Raw genomic sequence first — 18,364 nt, forward strand, 5'->3', positions numbered from 1 at the left:
TGCACTTGGACAGCGAAAAGGCGGAAGTCAGCGCGAAGGGAACAAGGCCGAGATGATCACGCCCGTTTTCAGCGGTGACGACGTCCTGGCCCTGTCTTTCGCACGCTCCCGCCTTTTTTCATGCGCGCTTTTCTGGCGCGCAGGCTGAAGGCAAGTTTGCTCATCCATAACAAGAAGACCGTTCCCGCGAAACGGATGTGAACCCGAATGGCAAAAGCTGATTTTTACGAGACGCTGGGTGTCTCCAAGACCGCCGACGAGAAGGAGCTGAAGAGCGCCTTCCGCAAGATGGCGATGAAGTATCATCCGGACAAGAATCCGGGCGATGCCTCTGCCGAGCAGAAGTTCAAGGAAGTCAACGAAGCCTACGAGACGCTGAAGGACCCGCAGAAGCGCGCGGCCTATGACCGCTACGGCCACGCCGCCTTCGAGCAGGGCGGCATGGGCGGCGGTGGCGGCGGCTTCCAGGGCGGCGGTTTCTCCGACATCTTCGAGGACATTTTCGGCGAAATGATGGGCGGCGGGCGCCAGCGGCGCTCGGCCAGTGGCCGCGAGCGCGGCGGCGACCTGCGCTACAACATGGAAATCTCGCTGGAAGAGGCCTATGCCGGCAAGACCGCGCAGATCCGCGTGCCGACGTCGATCATCTGCGACGTCTGCACCGGCACCGGCGCCAAGCCCGGCACCAGCCCGAAGACCTGCGCGACCTGCCAGGGCTCCGGCCGCGTGCGCGCCGCACAGGGCTTCTTCTCCATCGAACGCACCTGCCCGACCTGTCACGGCCGCGGCCAGACGATCACCGATCCCTGCACCAAGTGCCACGGCAATGGCCGCGTCACGGAAGAGCGCTCGCTGTCGGTGAACATTCCGGCCGGCATCGAGGACGGCACGCGCATCCGCCTGTCGGGCGAGGGCGAGGCCGGCGTGCGCGGCGGTCCGGCGGGCGATCTCTATATCTTCCTGTCGGTCAAGCCGCATGAATTCTACCAGCGCGATGGGGCAGATCTCTATTGCGCCGTGCCGATCTCGATGACGACGGCGGCGCTTGGCGGCACCTTCGACGTCGCGACGCTCGACGGCACCAAGTCGCGTGTCTCGGTGCCGGAGGGCACGCAGGCCGGCAAACAGTTCCGCCTCAAGGGCAAGGGCATGCCGGTGCTGCGCTCCAACCAGGTCGGCGATCTCTATATCCAGATCCAGATCGAGACGCCGCAGAAGCTGACCAAGCGCCAGCGCGAACTGCTCAAGGAGTTCGAGGAGATTTCCTCGAAGGACAACAACCCGGAATCCGCGGGTTTCTTCGCGCGGATGAAGGAATTTTTTGAAGGCTGATCTCTTTGAGAGACTAAGACAGAGCCGGGGTGGAAACACCCCGGCTTTTTTCATGCCGAACGCAGAAAGAAGCTCGAAAAACGCTTCTGCACGAAGGGCGAGACGACGAAGACCATGGCGAAGACCATGATGGGGGTGATGACGGCCGTGCGCTGCCAGATCGTCCAGCCTTCGGTGAGCGGCAGCACGATGTAGAGGATCGTGGTGATCAGCGGATAGACGGGCACGAGCGTGGCGAGTGCGAGATGGACGCGGGAGAGCTTTCTGGGAGCGGAGGCAACGGTCATGGGAGAACCTTTATAAAACGGAACGTTTCGTTTATATAGAAACGAAACGTTCCGTTCAAGTACGTTTCCTGCTAGAAAAGTAAAAAAGGAAAATCCCTGTGTCCGAAACTGCCGAAGTTACCGAAACCAAGCCGGCCCGCCGCTCGATTGGCGCCACCCGCAATCCCGAGAGTGAGGCTGCGATCCTCGCGGCGGCCGAAGCGGTGCTCCTGGAAAACGGCCTGAACGGTTTCTCGATCGAGGCGGTGGCCAAGCGTGCGCGGGCCGGTAAACCGACGATCTATCGCTGGTGGCCGTCGCAGGCCGCGCTGCTGCTCGATGTCTACCATTGCCGCAAGCGCACGAGCTTCATTTTCCCCGACACGGGCAACATCCGTGAGGACCTGCGCGCCTATTTGACGGGCATCCTGGCGACCTGGCGGGAGGGCACGGGCGGCGAAGTCTTTCGCTGCGTGGTGGCCAAGGCGCAAGGCGATCGCGATGCGCTGGCCGCCCTTTCGGCCTATATGGTCGATCGCCGCAGCCAGAGCGGCAAGATCATCGAGAAGGCGCAGGCGCGCGGCGAGGTGCGTGCGGACGTGAACCCCACGCTGACCACGGAACTCATCTCCAGCTTCGCCTGGGGCCGATTGCTGACGGAACGGCTCGACGTGACCGACGCGGAGATCGACGCCGTGATCGATACGGTATTGGTCGGCATCGTCACGCGGCCGGCCGCATAGCGTTTAGCCGGCTGTGCGCAGAAGGCGCAGTTTGCCGTCGGCATCCACTTCGGATGTCACGCCCTCATAGCACTTCAAAAGCGGATGGCTGGTTTCGATGGAATGGTGATGCGTCGCCGTTATCACGGCCACATCCGCACCGGCCCCTTCGCCCGCCAGAATGCCGGCGGGCACGTCTTCGAAAACCAGGCAATCGGTCGGGTCGAAGCCGAGGCGCTTGGCGCCGAGGATATAGCCGTCTGGCGCCGGCTTGCCCCGGGTGACGTCTTCGGCCGTGATAATGACGGACGGCAGCGGAATGCCGGCGGCGGCAAGGCGGCGGTGGGCAAGCTTGACGGGTGCCGAGGTGACGATGCCCCAGCGGCCGGCCGGGATAGCCGACAGGAATGCGATTGCGCCGGCAATGGGCACCACGCCGTCGACATCGTCCATCTCGCCCTGCTCGACCTCCTTGGCCTCGGCAAGCGGATCGACGCCCGGCAGGCTGAGGTTGGTGATCGTGTCGATGCCGCGCTTGCCGTGCATGGTCGGCAGGAAGGTTGCGACATCGAGCCCGTGCTTCAGCGCCCATCTGCTCCAGACGCGTTCCGTCGCCGCAATGGAATTGATGATCGTGCCGTCCATGTCGAACAGGAAGGCGGAAAAGCTGCGGTCGAAAACGGGACGGGCTGAAAGGGACAAGATGAAACCTGCGGGCCGGGGAGGGGGGCGCAAAGCGCGGCGGGAGTTTTGAATTACCCGCTCCCGCCCGGGCAGGCAACCGGCTTCACGCCTTCGTGTCCCGCGCAGCGCCCGCGATGTTGCTGCGGCGCACCCGCGACCCCATCTTTCTGTTTCTCCCGGCAGAATGCGCCGACAAACGATTCCCCTTCGCGAAAAAATACTCTAGCTCTCGAACCATGCCGCACAAGGTTTCCCTCTCCCGCCTCAAGCTTACGGATTTCCGCAATTATGCGGGCCTGTCGCTGTCGCTCGACGGCCGGCATGTCGTGCTGACGGGGCAGAACGGGGCAGGCAAGACGAACCTCATGGAGGCCGTCTCCTTCCTCTCTCCCGGCCGGGGCCTGCGTCGTGCTGCCTATGCGGATGTGCCGCGCGCGGGAAGCGATGGCGGTTTCTCCGTTTTCGCCACGCTCGACGGCATGATGGGCGAGGTCGATATCGGCACGGGCACGGAAGGTGGCGACGAGGGCACGGCGCGGAAACTGCGCCTCAACGGCACGGCGGTAAAAACCGTCGATGAACTGCTCGATCATTTGCGCGTCGTCTGGCTGACACCGTCCATGGACGGCCTCTTCACCGGCCCTTCGGCCGATCGCCGCCGTTTTCTCGACCGGCTGGTGCTGTCGCTCGACCCCGAACATGGCCGCCGCGCGGCGGATTTCGAAAAGGCGATGCGCGGCCGCAACCGGCTTCTGTCCGATCACCGGCCCGACCCCGCCTGGCTGACGGCACTGGAAAAGCAGATGGCCGAACTCGGCATCGCCATGGCGCATGCCCGCCACGAACTCGTCAGCCTGCTCTCAGGCCTGGTGGAGGCCGCCCGCGACGACGGGCCGTTCCCCTCCGCCACGCTGCGCCTCTCCGGCTTCCTCGATGAAGAATGGCAGCGCCCGGCCTACGAGATCGAAGAAATCTATCTCGGCATGCTGCAAAGCGGGCGCTACCGCGACGCGAGCGCCGGCCGCACGCTGGACGGGCCGCACCGCGCAGACCTGCTGATCCGCCACCGCGAGAAGGACATGGAGGCCGAACGCTGCTCGACAGGCGAGCAGAAGGCGCTCTTGATCGGCCTGATCCTTGCCCATGCCGGGCTTGTCGCCGGCATGACCGGCCATGCGCCGGTGCTGCTGCTTGACGAGATCGCCGCCCATCTCGACGAAGGCCGGCGCGCCGCGCTGTTCGACCGGGTCGATGCCCTCGGCGGCCAGTCCTTCATGACCGGCACCGACCGGTCGATGTTCGATGCGCTCGGCGACCGGGCGCAATTCCTCACCGTTTCGAACGGAGGCATTCTGGCATGACCGATCCGCTGAGCCCCGAAGAAATCGACCGCTACCGCCGCCATATCGTGCTCGCCGAGATCGGCGGTTCCGGCCAGCAAAAACTGAAGGCGGCGAATGTCCTGATCGTCGGCGCGGGCGGTCTCGGAGCGCCGGTCATCCAGTATCTCGCCGCTGCCGGCATCGGCCATATCGGCGTCGCCGACGACGACACCGTCTCGCTCTCCAACCTCCAGCGCCAGGTGATCCACGACACGGCGGGCCTGGGCGCGCCGAAGATCGAGAGTGCCGAGGCTGCTGTCGCCCGCCTCAATCCGCATGTTCGGTTTTCCGGTATCGCCGAGCGGCTCACGACGGAGAATGCGGCTCGCTTGTTAGCCGGCTATGATCTTCTCGTCGATGGCTCCGACAATTTCGACACACGCTATGCCGCCGCCGATGCGGCGGAGGCCGCGCATATCCCGCTTGTGACCGGCGCCGTCGGCCGCTTCGATGGTTCGCTGACCGTGCTGAAGCCCTATGAGACCAATGCGGATGGCCGGCTCCATCCGGGTTACCGCGATCTCTTCCCGAGTGCCCCGCCGCCGGGCGTCGTGCCGGCCTGCGCGGAGGCCGGCATCGTCGGCGCGCTGACCGGCGTCGTCGGCACGCTGATGGCGATGGAGGTCATCAAGCTCGTCACCGGCGCCGGTGAGCCGCTGGTCGGCCGGCTGCTGCTCTATGACGGGCTGGCCGCCCGTTTCGAGACGCTGAAATATACCCGCCGGAGGGGCAATCCGTGACGGCAATTGTCCGCCTCGGACCGGATTTTTCCCGGTGGGAGGACCTCCTGGCGCTTATCCTCGGTGCCTTCGCCTATATGGATGGCGTCATCGACCCGCCGTCTTCCGCGCACCGGCTGACCCCGATCTCGCTCGCGACGAAGGCTCAAGCCGAAATCGCCTACGCGGCCATGGAGGGGCAGACGCTGCTCGGCTGTATCTTCTGCCGGCCGGAGGCCGGATCGCTCTATATCGGCAAGCTCGCGGTCGCGCCGGGTTTCCAGGGCCGGGGCGCCGGGCGGCTGTTGCTTGAAATGGCCGAGCAACTGGCGCGCGAGCTGGGCTTGCCGGAGCTGCGCCTTGAAACGCGCGTGGAACTGACGGGAAATCACGCCGCCTTCGCGCGTTGGGGATTTGTGAGGACGGGCGAATACGCCCATCCCGGTTTCGACCGCATCACCGCGATCGAAATGCGCAAGCGCCTCAGTTAGAGCATTTCCGGTTCACCGGAAGTGCTCTAACTCTTTGTTTTTATCGCATTATCCGACGTCGAAGCAAAATCGCTTCGACTGGAAATGCTTTAGATCCGGCTCGGCAGCACACGGTCCGGCGGGCGGTGGCCGTCGAAGAAGGTCCTGATGTTGATGACGACCTTCTCGCCCATGTCGACGCGGCCCTCGATCGTGGCCGAGCTCATATGCGGCAACAGAACGACCTTGCCCTCGGCGGCGAGCTTCAGGAGCTTCGGGCTGACCGAGGGTTCGTTTTCGAAGACGTCGAGGCCGGCGCCGGCGATCTTGCCCTCGCGCAGGCACTTGATCAGCGCCGTCTCGTCGATGATGCCGCCGCGCGCCGTGTTGACGATATAGCTCGTCGGCTGCATCAGCTCGAGCCTGCGGGCGGAAAGCAGGTGGAAGGTGGCGGGCGTCGAGGGGCAGTTGACCGAGACGATATCGACGCGTGCCAGCATCTGGTCGAGGCTGTCCCAATAGGTCGCTTCCAGCGCGTCTTCCGTGTCCGGGCGTACGCGGTGGCGGTTGTGGTAGTGGATGGAGAGGCCGAAGGCCTTGGCGCGCTTGGCGACCGCCGTGCCGATGCGGCCCATGCCGATGATGCCCAGCCGCTTGCCCCAGATGCGGCGGCCGAGCATCCAGGTCGGCGACCAGCCGGCCCAGTCGCCCTTGCGGTCGGTCAGGATATGCGCGCCTTCTGCGAGACGCCGGGGCGCGGCGAGGATCAGCGCCATCGTCATGTCGGCGGTGTCTTCGGTCAGGACGTTCGGCGTGTTGGTGACGGTAATGCCGCGCTTGGCAGCCGCCTCCACATCGACATTGTCGACGCCGTTGGAAAAACACGCGATCAGCTTCAACTGCGGACCGGCCTGTTCGATCAGCGCGGCATCAATCCGGTCGCCGAGCGTCGGCACCAGAACGTCGGCGCTCTTCACTGCGGCGACGAGTTCCGGCTGGCTGCGCGGCGTGTCGTCGATGTTGAGTTCTGCGTCGAACAGTTCGCGCATCCGGGTCTCCACCACCTCGGGCAGGCGGCGAGTGATATAGACCTTCGGTTTTTTCTTCTGCGTCATGGGATGTTCCGGCGTCCTGTTGACGGGTCCTTAACCAAGTTGGGCAAGGATTGCTTCATCAGGGGCATTTTCTACCAGACCCGGTCGCGAAGACAATCCGCCCGTCGTGCGGTCCCCGCGATTTGCTACCGCTGACCGGCATGGCAGCCCGATGCCCCCTCAAAATCTGTGCGGATCGTCCATGCGTAACCTTGTCGTGCGTCTCAGCCTCGTCGCCCTTGCGGGCATCATCCTTTCCGTCGCCGGCCTTCAGTCGGCCCATGCCCAGGCGGCCAAGGGCCCAAGCGGCCTGCCGCTGCCGCGCTTCGTCAGCCTCAAGGCCAAGAGCGTCAACCTGCGTGTCGGCCCGAGCGTCGATTATGCCGTGTCCTGGCGTTATCTGAAATCCGGCGTGCCGGTTGAAATCATCCAGGAATACGATAACTGGCGCCGCATCCGCGATGCCGATGGCACGGAAGGCTGGGTGAACCAAGCGCTGCTGTCGGGCGAGCGCACGGCCGTCACCGCGCCGTGGATGCGCGGCAAGGGCGAGGGGGTCTTCGTCAACATGCGCCGCGAGGGCATGTCGAACGCGACGCTGGTGGCCAAGATCCAGCCCGGCGTCGTCGTCAAGGTCGGCGAGTGCAACGGCGACTGGTGCCGTGCCGAAGTGGACGGCACGGCCGGCTGGGTCTCGCAGAACGAGATCTGGGGTGCCTATCCCGGCGAAGCCTTCAAATAAGGCCTGATTTCTTGGCCTCCGCCGCCAGCGATTGCAGCGGCCGGGGGCCGACCTGCTGGATGACGAGGCCGGCGGCAAGGCTGCCGAGGCGGCCGCAATCGGCAAGCGTGCGGCCAGCGGTATAGCCGTAAAGGAAGCCGGCGGCATAGAGATCGCCGGCACCCGTCGTGTCGACGACCGAGGGGATGCTGATCGCCTCCACCTTGCTGCGTTCGCCCTTCGACAGGATGACCGAGCCTTCCTCGCTCATCGTCACCGCCGCAAGGCGGCAATCCTGTGAAATCTTCGTCAGGGCTTCTTCAAAGTCTTCCGTCTCGTAGAGCGCCAGCGCTTCCGCCTTGTTGGCGAAGACGATGTCGACGGTACCGGAGCGCATCAGGTCAAGAAACTCACCGCGGTAGCGGTGCACGCAGAAACTGTCCGACAGCGTCATCGACATTTCGCGGCCGTGCGCGTGCGCGATGCGGGCGCATGCGCGGATCGCATCCTTGGCGCGCGGCGGATCCCATAGATAGCCTTCGAAATAGGTGACCTTGGCCTCGGCGACGACCTGCTCTTCGACATCCTCGGGGCCAAGCTCGACGCAGGCGCCAAGATAGGTGTTCATCGAGCGTTCGCCGTCCGGGGTGACGAAAATCATCGAGCGGGCGGTCGGCGGCGGGCCGGCGAGCGGCTTCGTCTCGAAATGCACGCCCTGGGCGCGGATGTCGTGGATGAAGATGTCGCCGAGCTGGTCGCCCGCGACCTTGCCGAAATAGGCGGCCTTGCCGCCGAAGCTCGCAACGCCCGAGGCGGTGTTGCCGGCGCTGCCGCCGGAGGCTTCGAGCGCGGGGCCCATGCGCGAATAGAGCAGTTCCGCGCGTTCAGCATCGATGAGGTTCATCGCCCCCTTGATGATGCCGTTGTCCGTGATGAAGGTTTCGTCGCAGCGCGCGATGATGTCGACGATGGCATTGCCGACCGTCAGCACGTCGAATTTGGTCATGCGGGGTATCCGTCTCGATAAGCCTGCCGCGCAAAAGTGTTCAGCGGTTTTGCGGCAACGGCATGCGTCAAAAAAGTAAGAGCCGGTATTCGGTCTTAACGGATTTTCCGGCAGTTGGAAGAAAAAAAGCCGCCGCGCCGTTTCCGGCGGGCGGCTTGATATCCGCGAAAGCGGATCAATCCTTGGCGCGTTCCACGTAGGAACCGTCTTCGGTGGCGATGACGACGCGCGTGCCGGCCGAAATGTGCGGCGGCACCAGCGTGCGAACACCGTTCGACAGGATCGCCGGCTTGTAGGACGACGAGGCCGTCTGGCCCTTCACGACCGGTTCCGTCTCGGCGATTTCGAGCGTGACGTGACGCGGCAGGTCGATGGCGATGGCGACGCCTTCGTGTACCGACAGGATGACCGTCATGCCTTCCTGGAGATAGGCCTTGAGGTCGCCGATGTCTTCGTGGGACATGGTGAGCTGGTCGTAGCTCTCCGGGTTCATGAAGTGGTAGCCTTCACCGTCCTCGTAGAGGAAGTTGTGCTCGCGGTCTTCCACGAAGGCGCGCTCGACCTGCTCGGTCGTGCGGTAGCGTTCGGAGACCTTCACGCCGTCGGAGATGCGGCGCATGTCGACCTGCGTGACAGGCGTGCCCTTGCCCGGGTGGAAGTTCTGCGCCGTCAGCACGACATAGAGCTTGCCTTCGACCTCGAGGACATTGCCCTTGCGGACGGAAGAGGCGATGATCTTTACCATAAGTCTTCCTTGTAAGTGACTGGTTCGCGTCGTAGAGGACCGCTTAAGGACGCTTCCCGGACGCTGAAAATCTGTATTCGGGGCCGCAACTACCCTATATCACGGCAAAAGACCAGTCTTCCCGCCGGCAAGGCCCAAGAAACCTGTCATATGAGCGTAACAAGCCAAAGACCCTCGCCCTGGTGGACGCCTGACGTCCATGCCGATCGCCGGCCGTTCCTGATGGCCCGCAACCGCATTCAGGCGGCGCTGCGCGGCTGGTTCGCCGCGCGTGATTTCGTCGAGGTCGATACGGCGACGCTGCAGGTTTCCCCCGGCAACGAGGCGCATCTGCACGCCTTCCAGACAGCCGCTATCGGTCATTCCGGTACTGAAACGCCGCTCTACTTGCACACCTCGCCGGAATTCGCCTGCAAGAAGCTGCTTGCGGCCGGCGAACGGCGCATCGCCTGTTTTGCCCATGTCTATCGCAACCGCGAGCGCGGCCCATTGCACCATCCGGAATTCACCATGCTGGAATGGTATCGCGCCGGCGAGACCTATGACGTGCTGATGGAGGATTGCGGCGCCATGCTGGTGCTCGCTGCTGAAATCGTCGGCGTTTCCATGCTGACCTACCGCGGCGCCACCTGCGATCCAAAGCTAGCGCCCGAACGATTGACGGTCGCGGCGGCCTTCCAGCGTCACGCCGCCATCGATCTTCTGGCGACGATCGCTCCCGATGGCGCGACGGACCGCGAGGCGCTTGCCACGGCCATGCGCGCCTCGGGCCTGCGGGTTGCCGAAGACGACACCTGGGCCGATCTGTTCAGCCGCGTGCTGGTGGAGAAGGTCGAGCCGGAGCTTGGCTTCGGCCGTGCCACCATTCTCTGTGAATACCCGACAGCCGAGGCCGCGCTGGCCCGCCCCGCGCCGCACGATCGTCGCGTCGCGGAGCGCTTCGAGCTCTACGCCTGCGGCGTGGAACTGGCGAACGCCTTTGGCGAACTGACGGACGTAGCCGAGCAGCGCCGCCGCTTCGAGCTGGAAATGGCGGAAAAAGCCCGCGTCTATGGCGAGACCTATCCGCTCGACGAGGATTTTCTGACGGCCCTTGCGGTGATGCCCGAGGCAAGCGGCATCGCGCTTGGCTTCGACCGGCTGGTCATGCTGGCGATGGGCGCGTCGCGCATCGATCAGGTGATCTGGGCGCCCGTCGCAGAGACCGCGCCGTGACGGCGGCGCGCAGCCTCTCCACCGTGGACGATCTCGTCGCGGCCGGCCTCGTGCGGGAGGACAGGCGCGCACAAGCCGCCGCCGTCGCCGAGCGTTATGCGGTTGCCGTCACGCCGCCGCTCGTCGCGCTCATCGATGCAGACGATCCCGATGATCCTATCGCCCGCCAGTTCGTGCCCGATGCCGCCGAGCTGGTGACGCTGCCGGAAGAGCGCGCCGACCCGATCGGCGACCTCGCGCACAGCCCCGTCGAGGGCATCGTGCACCGTTATCCCGATCGTGTGTTGCTGAAGGCGGTGCATGTCTGCCCCGTCTATTGCCGCTTCTGCTTCCGCCGCGAGATGGTCGGGCCGGAAGGCCTCGGCACGCTGACGCCGGCAGAACTCGACGCGGCCATCGCCTATATCGCCGGCCGCCCGGAAGTCTGGGAGGTGATCCTGACGGGCGGCGATCCGCTCGTGCTGTCACCGCGCCGCCTCCGCGACATGATGGAGCGGCTTGCCGCGATCGATCACGTGAAGATCGTGCGCTTCCACACCCGCGTGCCAGTCGTCGATCCCGCCCGCATCGATGCCGCGCTGATCGACGCGCTGAAAGCCTCCGGCAAGACCACCTATGTGGCACTGCACGCCAACCATCCGCGTGAATTCACGGAAGACGCCCGCGCCGCCGTCGCCCGTATCGTCGATGCCGGCATGATGATGATCAGCCAGACGGTGCTCCTGAAGGGTGTCAACGACGACGCGGATGTGCTGACCGCGCTGATGCGCAGCTTCGTCGAGAACCGGATAAAGCCCTATTACCTGCATCACCCGGACCTCGCGCCCGGCACGTCCCATTTTCGCCTGTCGCTCGCCGAAGGCCGGGCGCTGGTGGAGCGCCTGCGCGGTCGCGTCTCCGGCCTGTGTCAGCCCGCCTATATCCTCGACATCCCCGGCGGCCATGGAAAGGTGCGCGCGGATTCCATGGCGGTGGAAGAGGCGGGCGACGGCTGTTTCCGCCTGCGCGATTTTCGCGGCGAGACGCATTTTTATCCGCCGGAAGAGAATTAGGCCTTAAAAGCCTTTCTCAAAACTCCTCCCAGTCCCCGTCATTGCCCTTGTCCTGTCGCACGCCCAGTGCGCCGGCGAGCTTTTCGCTGAGGGCGAGGGCCGGCGAGCTGACCGGGCGGGATCTGGCGCTGGCCGTCTTGACGTTCCATTGACCGGGCGATTTGCGGGCGACGGCCGGCTCCGGCGCGGAAACAACAGGCGGGGCGGGGGTGGAGGGCACGACATGGAGGTGCGGCGCCTGCATGGAGCGGCCGGCAGCCGCGCCGCCGCCGACATTGAAACGGCCGATCAGGGCGTTCAGCGCCTGCACTTCCGAAGCGAGGCCATGGCTTGCCGCCGTCGTCTCCTCGACCATGGCGGCGTTCTTCTGCGTGCCCTGATCCATGGCGTTGACGGCGGTGTTGATCTCCTGAAGGCCGGTCGACTGTTCGCGCGCGGCCTCGACGATCGCCGCGACATGGCTGTTGATCTCCTGCACCTCCGTGACGATGGTCTGAAGCGCCCGGCCGGTATCGCCGACCAGCGACACGCCGGTGCGCACCTGCTCGCCGGAGGTGGTGATCAGCCCCTTGATCTCCTTGGCGGCCTTGGCGGAACGCTGGGCGAGTTCGCGCACTTCCTGCGCGACGACGGCAAAACCCTTACCGGCTTCACCGGCACGTGCCGCCTCGACGCCGGCATTCAGCGCCAGCAGGTTGGTCTGGAAGGCGATCTCGTCGATCACGCCGATGATGCTGGTGATCTCGCTGGAGGACTTTTCGATCTCTTGCATGGCAGCGACGGCGCGGCGCACGATCTCGCCGGATTTTTCCGCTCCCGTGCGGGTGCGCCCGACCAGCGCGCCGGCCTCTTCCGCCCGCCGGGTGGAATCCTTGACGGTGGTGGTGATCTCTTCAAGCGCGGCGGCGGTTTCCTCGACGGAGGCGGCCTGCTGCTCGGTGCGGCGCGACAGGTCGTCGGCGGCGGCGCGGATTTGGCTTGCACCGGCATCAATGGCCCGCGCATTCTCGCCGACTTCCCGCAACGCATCGCCGAGGCGCGAGACCGAGGCGTTGAAGTCCTCGCGCAGCCGGTCGAGATCGCCGTCGAAGGGTTTTTCGATCTGGCAGGTCATGTCGCCGGAGGCGAGCTTTCCGAGCGCGTCGGCAAGGCTGGCGACGGCCTCCTGCACCCGACCGCTGTCGCGGGTACGCTCGGCGTCGCGGGCCTGGCGCTCGCCATCGGCGCGGCGGCGGTCGTCCTCGCTTTGGCGCTCCAGGCGCTGGCGGTCGGCCGCATTGTCTCGGAAGACGGCGACGGTGCCGGCCATTTCGCCGATCTCGTCGGTGCGGTCGGCATGCGGGATGGAAACGGTCGTGTCGCCTTCGGCCAGCCGCTTCATTGCGGCACCCAGGCCGGTGAGCGGCGTCACGACGCGGCGGTTGACGAGGAAAATGGCGGCAAGCGCGATGCCCATGGCGGCGGCAAGCGACGCCCAGGTCAGCGCGAAGGCCGAGCCTTCCTCGGCGCGGGCCGACAGGATCGTTTCGTCCGTCACCTTCTGGGTGCGGGCGACGAGGTCGTTCAGCGAGGCGGTGATCGCATCGGCGCTCGCCTGCATCGGGCCCTTGTAAACCTCCAGCGCTGGCCCCTTGGCGGCTATGGCGGAGAACTGGATGAGCTTGGCGGATTCACCGAGATAGGTCTTAAGCGTCGCCTTGATGTCCTCCACCTCGGTCGTCGTCGCCGCGTCGCCGGTATTGGCCGCGCCATAGCTGTCGACCATGCCGGCGAATGCATCGGCGCGTTCCTTGATGCGCGCCTCGATGCGGCCGATCTCGTCCGGATCCATCGAGAGCAGATGTTCGGAATAGGTGGCGTTCAGCTCGGAAAAGGCGTGGCTCAGTTGCAGGATGCTGCTCATCTGCGGCATGCGGTCCGTGCCGATGCGCTCGATATGGCCGGTCATCGCCGAAAGCGAACGGAAGGCGACGGCACCCTGCAGGCCGCCCAGCACCACCATCAGGAGGAAGAGGGCGGGTAGCAGCCTGCTGATCCGGACATTGCGCATGACGGTTCCCTGAATTCTGGTGGCGGCACGGCCGCTTGCGAGTGCGCGAAAGTCTAGGGATCGTCGTTTAACGCCGGCTTAATGGAGCATTCCAAGCACCTGCCTTGCCGGGCGCTTTTCCACACCCTACATGCGGTGGCGAACAGGAGTTTGCGATGATCCTCGACGCTGCCCGGCTTTCGCTGGCCAATCTCTTTGCCCCCGAGACGCGCGGCGTCTTCTGGAAGGTTCTGGGCCTCACGCTGCTCGCCCTCGTCGTCGTCTGGTTCGGGCTGCGCGAGACCTTCATCGCCTTTGCCTGGCCGTGGCTTTCGGGCGCCTTCATGCCCGACCTGCCGGACTGGGCGGGCTGGCTCACCTTCGCCTTCGGCATCCTGGCCAGCATCGGGCTTGCGCTCGGACTGGCGCTGCTTCTGGCGCCCGTCACGGCCATCATCGCCGGCTTCTTCCTCGACGATGTCGCCGAGGTCATCGAGAAACGCGATTATCCCGTAGAAAAGCCGGGCGTCGCGCTGCCGATGGGGCAAGCCATCGCCGGTTCGATAAAATTCCTCGGTATCGTCATCCTCGGCAACCTCGTCGCGCTGTTCCTGCTGTTCATTCCGGGCGTCAATCTCGTTGCTTTCTTCGTGGTCAACGGCTACCTGCTCGGCCGGGAATTCTTCGAATTCGCCGCCATGCGCTATCGCCCGCCGCAGGAGGCGCGACTGTTTCGCGCCAAGCATGGGTCGACGGTGCTGCTCGCCGGCCTGTTGATCGCGGCCTTCCTGGCGATTCCCATCGTCAACCTGCTGACGCCGCTCTTTGCGGCCGGCCTCATGGTGCATCTCCACAAGGCCTTGAGCCGCAAGGACTCCGGTTTCTCACCGCGGCAGAACTGACGCGTCATACATGGCCGCGAAGTCGGCGCTCGGCGGGATCGGCTTGATCACGTCGATCATCACGCCGTTCGGATCGGCCGTGATGAAATGGCGCTGGCCGAAATCCTCGTCCCTGATCTCGCGCAGGATCGGCAGCCCGGCGGCGCGCACGGCGTTATAGACGGCATCAACATCCTCGACTTCGAAATTCAACAGAAGCCCCGAGACCTTGCCGCGCCCCACGGCCGGGATGGTCTCATGGCTGCCGTCGAGCACCGCAAGCGTCACCTTCTCATCCTCCTTCGATTGGAGATGGATATACCAGTCGCTGGTGAAGAGCGCCTCGAAACGGAAATGCGCCGTGTAGAATTCTGCGGTGCCGGCGACATCGTCGGTCATAATGACCGGATAGTAGCTGGTCGTTTTCATCGCTTTCCCTTTCGTGAAAATAAACATACAGTCCGTATGTTTTTATGAATTAACATACATTCAGTTTGTATGTAAAGGGGCGAGATGGCACGCAGCAACAAGGAACGTACGGAAGCGACGCGGCTGGCTCTGATCGCGGCGGCGCGGCGGCTGTTCGTGGAAAAGGGCTACGCGGAAACGGCGACGCCCGACATCGTGGCCGAGGCGGGCGTGACGCGCGGCGCGCTCTATCATCATTTCGAGGACAAGCGGGCGCTGTTTCGCGCCACGCTGGAGCGCGAGGCGGAGGCCGTGGCCGCGCGGATCGAGACGATCTCGGCCGCTTCCGGCACGCCGCGCGAGGCGCTGCTTTCCGGTGCTAGCGCCTATTTCGACGCGATGGCCGAACCCGGCCGCACGCGGCTTCTGTTGCTGGAGGCCCCCGCCGTTATCGGCTTCGAGGCCATGGGCGCCATCGAGCGCGACAATGCTGAGAATACCCTCGAAAGGGGCCTATCCGACCTGCTCGGGCCGGAGGTGGATGCCGGAAAACTCCAGGCGCTGACGGACCTGCTCTCCGCCGCCTTCGATCGGGCCGCCATCGCCATCGAGAGGGGAGCGGACCGCAAGGCCTATGAGGCGGCGATTGCCGACCTCATCGGCGGCCTCAGGGCGTAGGGCCGAACAGCTGCGGCGGCAGTTCTACCAGGGGCGCCGGCACGTCGCAGGTCTTTTCCGGCGCGCGACAGAGATCGGCGATGACACAGTGCTCGCATTCGGGCCGGCGGGCCTTGCAGCAGTAGCGCCCGTGCAGGATCAGCCAGTGATGGGCGTGGTAGAGATATTCGTCGGGGATGAGGCGCATCAGCTTCTCCTCCACCTCGTCGGGCGTCTTGCCGGGGGCTAGGCGCAGCCGGTTGGCGATGCGGAAGATATGCGTGTCCACCGCCATCGTCGCCTGGCCGAAGGCCATGGAGAGCACGACATTCGCCGTCTTGCGGCCGACGCCCGGCAGCATGATGAGCTCCTCGCGGGTGCGCGGCACCTCGCTGCTAAAGCGGTCGACCAGCATTTGGCTGAGCGCGATGACGTTCTTCGCCTTGTTGCGATAGAGGCCGATCGTCTTGATGTAGTCGCGCACCTTCTCCTCGCCGAGCGCGAGCATCTTTTCCGGCGTATCGGCAACGGCAAAGAGCGCGCGGGTCGCCTTGTTGACGCCGGCATCGGTCGCCTGCGCGGAAAGCGCGACGGCGACGACGAGCGTGAACGGGTTCACATGTTCGAGCTCGCCTTTCGGCTCCGGCCGCTGGATGGAGAAGCGGCGAAAGATCTCCTTCAGCTCGTCCTGCGAATAGAGGCTTTTCGGCCGGGCGGGCGCCTTGCGGCGCGGGGGCGTCGTCTTTTTGATCTTTCCGTTTTCCATGGTGCTTCCGCAGGGCGCATATCGTGGCCGCAAAACCGCTACACACTTTTGCGCGACATGCTTATAATCCTCGCCCATGACGCAAGGCAACGCTGACATCACGATGAACGACCAACCGGTCTTCTCGGCCGAGCTGCACCCCTACCGGTCGCTCGGACGCAACGGCCACCGCATCTTCTTCCTCATCGCCGGCGCGCTCAGCTTTGCTCATATGGCGGTGTTCCTGATCTCGGGCGCTTGGCCTGTCGTGCTGTTCTTCGGGGCGGATTTCCTGATCCTCTTCGGCGCCTTCTGGCTGAACAACCGCGCCGCCAGGGCGCGCGAGGTGGTCTCGCTGTCGCGCACCAACATTTCCATCCGCAAGATCAGTCCGTCCGGCCGCGAAACGGAGCATGTCTTCAACCCGTTCTGGGCGCGTTTCCAGGTGTCGCGCAAGGCCAAGATTGGCATCACCGCCATGCATGTGCGCGGCAACGGCCGCGAGACCGACGTCGGCACCTTCCTGCCGCTCGACGATCGCGAGCGTTTCGCCTCGGCCTTTTCCGGAGCGCTGGCGCGGGTCAAGCGCGGCTACTGACTGACTTGGCAGGAATCGGGTGGCGAGCCCGCGCGCGCCATGCTTTTCTGGCGGCACAGGAGAAAAGCGATGAACATTGCCGCGACTTTGCAAACCGACATCACGCCCGAGGGCGACGATTACACGACCGTCCGCCAGGTCATCGAAATGATCACGGACGACTATCGCGACCAGCCTGGTCTGGAGCACATTGCCGGTCGCCTCGGCCAGTCGCCGACGCAGCTGCAAAAAACCTTCACCCGCTGGGCTGGCCTCTCGCCGAAAGCCTTTCTGCAGGCCGTGACGCTCGATCACGCCAAGCGCCTGCTGCGCCAGGAAGAGCTGCCGCTGCTGGAAACCAGTTTCGAGGTCGGCCTGTCCGGACCGAGCCGCCTGCACGATCTGTTCGTCACGCATGAAGCCATGTCGCCGGGCGAATGGAAGGCGCGCGGTGCCGGCCTGACGATCCGCTACGGGTTTCATCCGTCGCCCTTCGGCCGTGCGCTTGTCATGATCACCGACCGTGGTCTTGCCGGGCTTGCCTTCGCCGACGAGCCCGGTGGGCAGGATGCCTTCGAGGACATGTCCTCTCGCTGGCCCAATGCTCATTATGTGGAGGACAGCGAGGCGACCGCCGCCTATGCCACGCGCATCTTTGATCCGACCCGCTGGGACCCGAAGGCGCCGCTGCGCATCGTGCTGATCGGCTCGGATTTCCAGGTCCGCGTCTGGGAGGCGCTGCTGCGCATCCCCATGGGCTGCGCCGTCACCTATTCGTCGATTGCCGAAACGCTCGGCCAGCCCACCGCCTCGCGCGCCGTCGGCGCTGCCGTCGGCCGCAACCCCATTTCTTTCGTCGTGCCGTGTCACCGTGCGCTCGGCAAGAGCGGCGCGCTCACTGGCTACCATTGGGGCCTGACGCGCAAGCGGGCGATGCTCGGCTGGGAATCGGGCAAGGCCTGAAACGAAAAAGGCCGGCAGAGATGCCGGCCTTTTCATTGGGAGGTCTTGGGATCGCTCAGTGCGCGCCCGACATGTCGCCGAGGACGTCCTTGGTCTTGACGGTCGAATCAGCGTTCAGCGTATAGACCATGGGAACGCCGGTCGCGAGGTTGAGCTTCAGGATCTCGTCCTTGGTCAGCTTGTCGAGCACCATAACCAGCGAGCGCAGCGAATTGCCGTGCGCGGCGACGAGGACCTTTTCGCCGCGCAGCACGCGGGGCAGGATTTCCGTGAGGTAATAGGGCCAGACGCGGGCACCGGTGTCGCGCAGACTCTCGCCGCCCGGCGGCGGGATGTCGTAGGACCGGCGCCAGATATGCACCTGCTCCTCGCCCCACTTGGCACGGGCGTCGTCCTTGTTGAGGCCGGAGAGATCGCCGTAGTCGCGCTCGTTGAGCGCCTGGTCACGAATCGTTTCCAGACCCTGCTGGCCGATCTCGTCGAGGATGATCTTCAGCGTCTTCTGGGCGCGGGAAAGGTCCGAAGTGAAGGCGATGTCGAACTTGATGCCCGTCTCGGCGATCGCCTTGCCGCCGGTCTTGGCTTCCTCGACGCCGAGTTCGGTCAGGTCGGGATCGCGCCAGCCGGTGAAGAGGTTTTTCAGGTTCCATTCGCTCTGGCCGTGGCGAACGAGGACGAGGGTTCCGCTCATGAAGT

21 protein-coding genes are annotated in these 18,364 nt (G+C 64.9%); 12 read left to right on the top strand and 9 right to left on the bottom strand.

Annotation, left to right across the window (positions count from 1 at the left end):
- Positions 1-207 precede the first annotated feature (207 nt).
- A complete protein-coding gene (dnaJ, locus tag ACOZKU_RS12790; RefSeq protein WP_421579207.1) occupies positions 208-1,332 on the top strand; it encodes a molecular chaperone DnaJ in 1,125 nt (374 codons plus the stop codon).
- 50 nt (positions 1,333-1,382) lie between these two features.
- On the opposite strand, the gene ACOZKU_RS12795 is transcribed toward dnaJ, so the two are convergent.
- Complete coding sequence (locus ACOZKU_RS12795; protein WP_314091009.1) at positions 1,383-1,619, bottom strand: hypothetical protein; 237 nt, start codon at positions 1,617-1,619, stop codon at positions 1,383-1,385.
- A gap of 98 nt (positions 1,620-1,717) precedes the next feature.
- Here ACOZKU_RS12795 and ACOZKU_RS12800 point away from each other — a divergent pair, with 98 nt between their 5' ends.
- The gene (locus ACOZKU_RS12800) at positions 1,718-2,341 is read left to right on the top strand and encodes a TetR/AcrR family transcriptional regulator (protein WP_421579208.1); all 624 of its coding nucleotides are present in this window, start codon (positions 1,718-1,720) and stop codon (positions 2,339-2,341) included.
- A gap of 3 nt (positions 2,342-2,344) precedes the next feature.
- Here the strand turns inward: ACOZKU_RS12800 and ACOZKU_RS12805 are convergent, their stop codons facing one another.
- Entirely contained in the window at positions 2,345-3,022 is a 678-nt protein-coding gene (locus tag ACOZKU_RS12805; RefSeq protein ID WP_421579209.1) for an HAD-IA family hydrolase, read from the bottom strand.
- Positions 3,023-3,240: 218 nt separating this feature from the next.
- Between ACOZKU_RS12805 and recF the strand changes: the two genes are divergently transcribed.
- Genes recF through ACOZKU_RS12820 form a run of 3 tightly spaced genes read left to right on the top strand, consistent with a single transcriptional unit; the run spans position 3,241 to position 5,596 of the window.
- Entirely contained in the window at positions 3,241-4,365 is a 1,125-nt protein-coding gene (gene recF, locus ACOZKU_RS12810) for a DNA replication/repair protein RecF (protein ID WP_421579210.1), read from the top strand.
- Positions 4,362-5,126 (top strand): molybdopterin-synthase adenylyltransferase MoeB, encoded by a 765-nt coding sequence (gene moeB / locus ACOZKU_RS12815; protein ID WP_421579211.1) that lies wholly within the window; start codon positions 4,362-4,364, stop codon positions 5,124-5,126. Before recF ends, moeB begins: the two co-directional genes overlap by 4 nt.
- Entirely contained in the window at positions 5,123-5,596 is a 474-nt protein-coding gene (locus ACOZKU_RS12820) for a GNAT family N-acetyltransferase (RefSeq protein ID WP_421579212.1), read from the top strand. The genes moeB and ACOZKU_RS12820 overlap by 4 nt, the downstream gene beginning before the upstream one ends.
- 89 nt (positions 5,597-5,685) lie before the next feature.
- Here the strand turns inward: ACOZKU_RS12820 and ACOZKU_RS12825 are convergent, their stop codons facing one another.
- Complete coding sequence (locus ACOZKU_RS12825) at positions 5,686-6,690, bottom strand: D-glycerate dehydrogenase (protein ID WP_314090993.1); 1,005 nt, start codon at positions 6,688-6,690, stop codon at positions 5,686-5,688.
- A 181-nt stretch (positions 6,691-6,871) separates the two neighbouring features.
- Between ACOZKU_RS12825 and ACOZKU_RS12830 the strand changes: the two genes are divergently transcribed.
- Positions 6,872-7,411 carry an SH3 domain-containing protein gene (locus tag ACOZKU_RS12830; protein WP_314090990.1) on the top strand — a complete coding sequence of 180 codons (540 nt, stop codon included), beginning with the start codon at positions 6,872-6,874 and terminating at the stop codon, positions 7,409-7,411.
- Here ACOZKU_RS12830 and ACOZKU_RS12835 read toward each other — a convergent pair.
- Both ACOZKU_RS12835 and efp read right to left on the bottom strand, forming a co-directional pair.
- Positions 7,404-8,396: an adenosine kinase gene (locus ACOZKU_RS12835; protein ID WP_421579213.1), complete on the bottom strand. Its 993-nt coding sequence runs from the start codon at positions 8,394-8,396 to the stop codon at positions 7,404-7,406. The two genes, ACOZKU_RS12830 and ACOZKU_RS12835, sit on opposite strands and share 8 nt — an antisense overlap.
- Positions 8,397-8,571: 175 nt before the next feature.
- The gene (efp, locus tag ACOZKU_RS12840) at positions 8,572-9,141 is read right to left on the bottom strand and encodes an elongation factor P (RefSeq protein ID WP_313530963.1); all 570 of its coding nucleotides are present in this window, start codon (positions 9,139-9,141) and stop codon (positions 8,572-8,574) included.
- 150 nt (positions 9,142-9,291) lie between these two features.
- Between efp and epmA the strand changes: the two genes are divergently transcribed.
- Both epmA and ACOZKU_RS12850 read left to right on the top strand, forming a co-directional pair.
- Positions 9,292-10,356: an EF-P lysine aminoacylase EpmA gene (gene epmA, locus ACOZKU_RS12845; RefSeq protein ID WP_421579214.1), complete on the top strand. Its 1,065-nt coding sequence runs from the start codon at positions 9,292-9,294 to the stop codon at positions 10,354-10,356.
- The gene (locus tag ACOZKU_RS12850) at positions 10,353-11,408 is read left to right on the top strand and encodes a lysine-2,3-aminomutase-like protein (RefSeq protein WP_421579215.1); all 1,056 of its coding nucleotides are present in this window, start codon (positions 10,353-10,355) and stop codon (positions 11,406-11,408) included. The genes epmA and ACOZKU_RS12850 overlap by 4 nt, the downstream gene beginning before the upstream one ends.
- Before the next feature lie 16 nt (positions 11,409-11,424).
- On the opposite strand, the gene ACOZKU_RS12855 is transcribed toward ACOZKU_RS12850, so the two are convergent.
- Positions 11,425-13,458 carry a HAMP domain-containing methyl-accepting chemotaxis protein gene (locus ACOZKU_RS12855; RefSeq protein WP_421579216.1) on the bottom strand — a complete coding sequence of 678 codons (2,034 nt, stop codon included), beginning with the start codon at positions 13,456-13,458 and terminating at the stop codon, positions 11,425-11,427.
- Positions 13,459-13,613: 155 nt separating this feature from the next.
- Between ACOZKU_RS12855 and ACOZKU_RS12860 the strand changes: the two genes are divergently transcribed.
- On the top strand, positions 13,614-14,339 hold the full coding sequence (locus tag ACOZKU_RS12860) for a sulfate transporter family protein (RefSeq protein WP_421579217.1): 726 nt from the start codon (positions 13,614-13,616) through the stop codon (positions 14,337-14,339).
- On the opposite strand, the gene ACOZKU_RS12865 is transcribed toward ACOZKU_RS12860, so the two are convergent.
- Positions 14,322-14,747, bottom strand: a complete 426-nt coding sequence (locus ACOZKU_RS12865; RefSeq protein ID WP_421579218.1) for a VOC family protein — start codon at positions 14,745-14,747, stop codon at positions 14,322-14,324. The two genes, ACOZKU_RS12860 and ACOZKU_RS12865, sit on opposite strands and share 18 nt — an antisense overlap.
- 84 nt (positions 14,748-14,831) lie before the next feature.
- Here ACOZKU_RS12865 and ACOZKU_RS12870 point away from each other — a divergent pair, with 84 nt between their 5' ends.
- A complete protein-coding gene (locus ACOZKU_RS12870; protein WP_421579219.1) occupies positions 14,832-15,404 on the top strand; it encodes a TetR/AcrR family transcriptional regulator in 573 nt (190 codons plus the stop codon).
- Here the strand turns inward: ACOZKU_RS12870 and nth are convergent.
- Complete coding sequence (gene nth, locus ACOZKU_RS12875; RefSeq protein WP_421579220.1) at positions 15,394-16,149, bottom strand: endonuclease III; 756 nt, start codon at positions 16,147-16,149, stop codon at positions 15,394-15,396. The two genes, ACOZKU_RS12870 and nth, sit on opposite strands and share 11 nt — an antisense overlap.
- A gap of 76 nt (positions 16,150-16,225) precedes the next feature.
- Here nth and ACOZKU_RS12880 point away from each other — a divergent pair, with 76 nt between their 5' ends.
- Both ACOZKU_RS12880 and ACOZKU_RS12885 read left to right on the top strand, forming a co-directional pair.
- Complete coding sequence (locus ACOZKU_RS12880) at positions 16,226-16,726, top strand: DUF2244 domain-containing protein (RefSeq protein ID WP_421579221.1); 501 nt, start codon at positions 16,226-16,228, stop codon at positions 16,724-16,726.
- A 69-nt stretch (positions 16,727-16,795) separates the two neighbouring features.
- The gene (locus tag ACOZKU_RS12885) at positions 16,796-17,668 is read left to right on the top strand and encodes a methylated-DNA--[protein]-cysteine S-methyltransferase (protein ID WP_421579222.1); all 873 of its coding nucleotides are present in this window, start codon (positions 16,796-16,798) and stop codon (positions 17,666-17,668) included.
- Between the two features lie 55 nt (positions 17,669-17,723).
- Here ACOZKU_RS12885 and ACOZKU_RS12890 read toward each other — a convergent pair whose 3' ends face one another.
- Positions 17,724-18,359: a 2,3-bisphosphoglycerate-dependent phosphoglycerate mutase gene (locus ACOZKU_RS12890; RefSeq protein WP_117367316.1), complete on the bottom strand. Its 636-nt coding sequence runs from the start codon at positions 18,357-18,359 to the stop codon at positions 17,724-17,726.
- Positions 18,360-18,364: the final 5 nt, after the last annotated feature.

The sequence above is a fragment of the Shinella sp. M31 genome (assembly GCF_049199205.1).
Classification (GTDB): domain Bacteria; phylum Pseudomonadota; class Alphaproteobacteria; order Rhizobiales; family Rhizobiaceae; genus Shinella.

What these genes read in the sequence shown, in the direction of transcription:
- ACOZKU_RS12890 (WP_117367316.1), bottom strand. Translation starts at nt 18,359, where the DNA reads ATGAGCGGAACCCTCGTCCTCGTTCGCCACGGCCAGAGCGAATGGAAC.
- epmA (WP_421579214.1), top strand. Translation starts at nt 9,292, where the DNA reads ATGAGCGTAACAAGCCAAAGACCCTCGCCCTGGTGGACGCCTGACGTC.
- ACOZKU_RS12825 (WP_314090993.1), bottom strand. Translation starts at nt 6,690, where the DNA reads ATGACGCAGAAGAAAAAACCGAAGGTCTATATCACTCGCCGCCTGCCC.
- ACOZKU_RS12855 (WP_421579216.1), bottom strand. Translation starts at nt 13,458, where the DNA reads ATGCGCAATGTCCGGATCAGCAGGCTGCTACCCGCCCTCTTCCTCCTG.
- efp (WP_313530963.1), bottom strand. Translation starts at nt 9,141, where the DNA reads ATGGTAAAGATCATCGCCTCTTCCGTCCGCAAGGGCAATGTCCTCGAG.
- ACOZKU_RS12830 (WP_314090990.1), top strand. Translation starts at nt 6,872, where the DNA reads ATGCGTAACCTTGTCGTGCGTCTCAGCCTCGTCGCCCTTGCGGGCATC.
- moeB (WP_421579211.1), top strand. Translation starts at nt 4,362, where the DNA reads ATGACCGATCCGCTGAGCCCCGAAGAAATCGACCGCTACCGCCGCCAT.
- ACOZKU_RS12880 (WP_421579221.1), top strand. Translation starts at nt 16,226, where the DNA reads ATGACGCAAGGCAACGCTGACATCACGATGAACGACCAACCGGTCTTC.
- dnaJ (WP_421579207.1), top strand. Translation starts at nt 208, where the DNA reads ATGGCAAAAGCTGATTTTTACGAGACGCTGGGTGTCTCCAAGACCGCC.
- ACOZKU_RS12860 (WP_421579217.1), top strand. Translation starts at nt 13,614, where the DNA reads ATGATCCTCGACGCTGCCCGGCTTTCGCTGGCCAATCTCTTTGCCCCC.
- recF (WP_421579210.1), top strand. Translation starts at nt 3,241, where the DNA reads ATGCCGCACAAGGTTTCCCTCTCCCGCCTCAAGCTTACGGATTTCCGC.
- ACOZKU_RS12870 (WP_421579219.1), top strand. Translation starts at nt 14,832, where the DNA reads ATGGCACGCAGCAACAAGGAACGTACGGAAGCGACGCGGCTGGCTCTG.
- ACOZKU_RS12865 (WP_421579218.1), bottom strand. Translation starts at nt 14,747, where the DNA reads ATGAAAACGACCAGCTACTATCCGGTCATTATGACCGACGATGTCGCC.
- nth (WP_421579220.1), bottom strand. Translation starts at nt 16,149, where the DNA reads ATGGAAAACGGAAAGATCAAAAAGACGACGCCCCCGCGCCGCAAGGCG.
- ACOZKU_RS12835 (WP_421579213.1), bottom strand. Translation starts at nt 8,396, where the DNA reads ATGACCAAATTCGACGTGCTGACGGTCGGCAATGCCATCGTCGACATC.
- ACOZKU_RS12795 (WP_314091009.1), bottom strand. Translation starts at nt 1,619, where the DNA reads ATGACCGTTGCCTCCGCTCCCAGAAAGCTCTCCCGCGTCCATCTCGCA.
- ACOZKU_RS12885 (WP_421579222.1), top strand. Translation starts at nt 16,796, where the DNA reads ATGAACATTGCCGCGACTTTGCAAACCGACATCACGCCCGAGGGCGAC.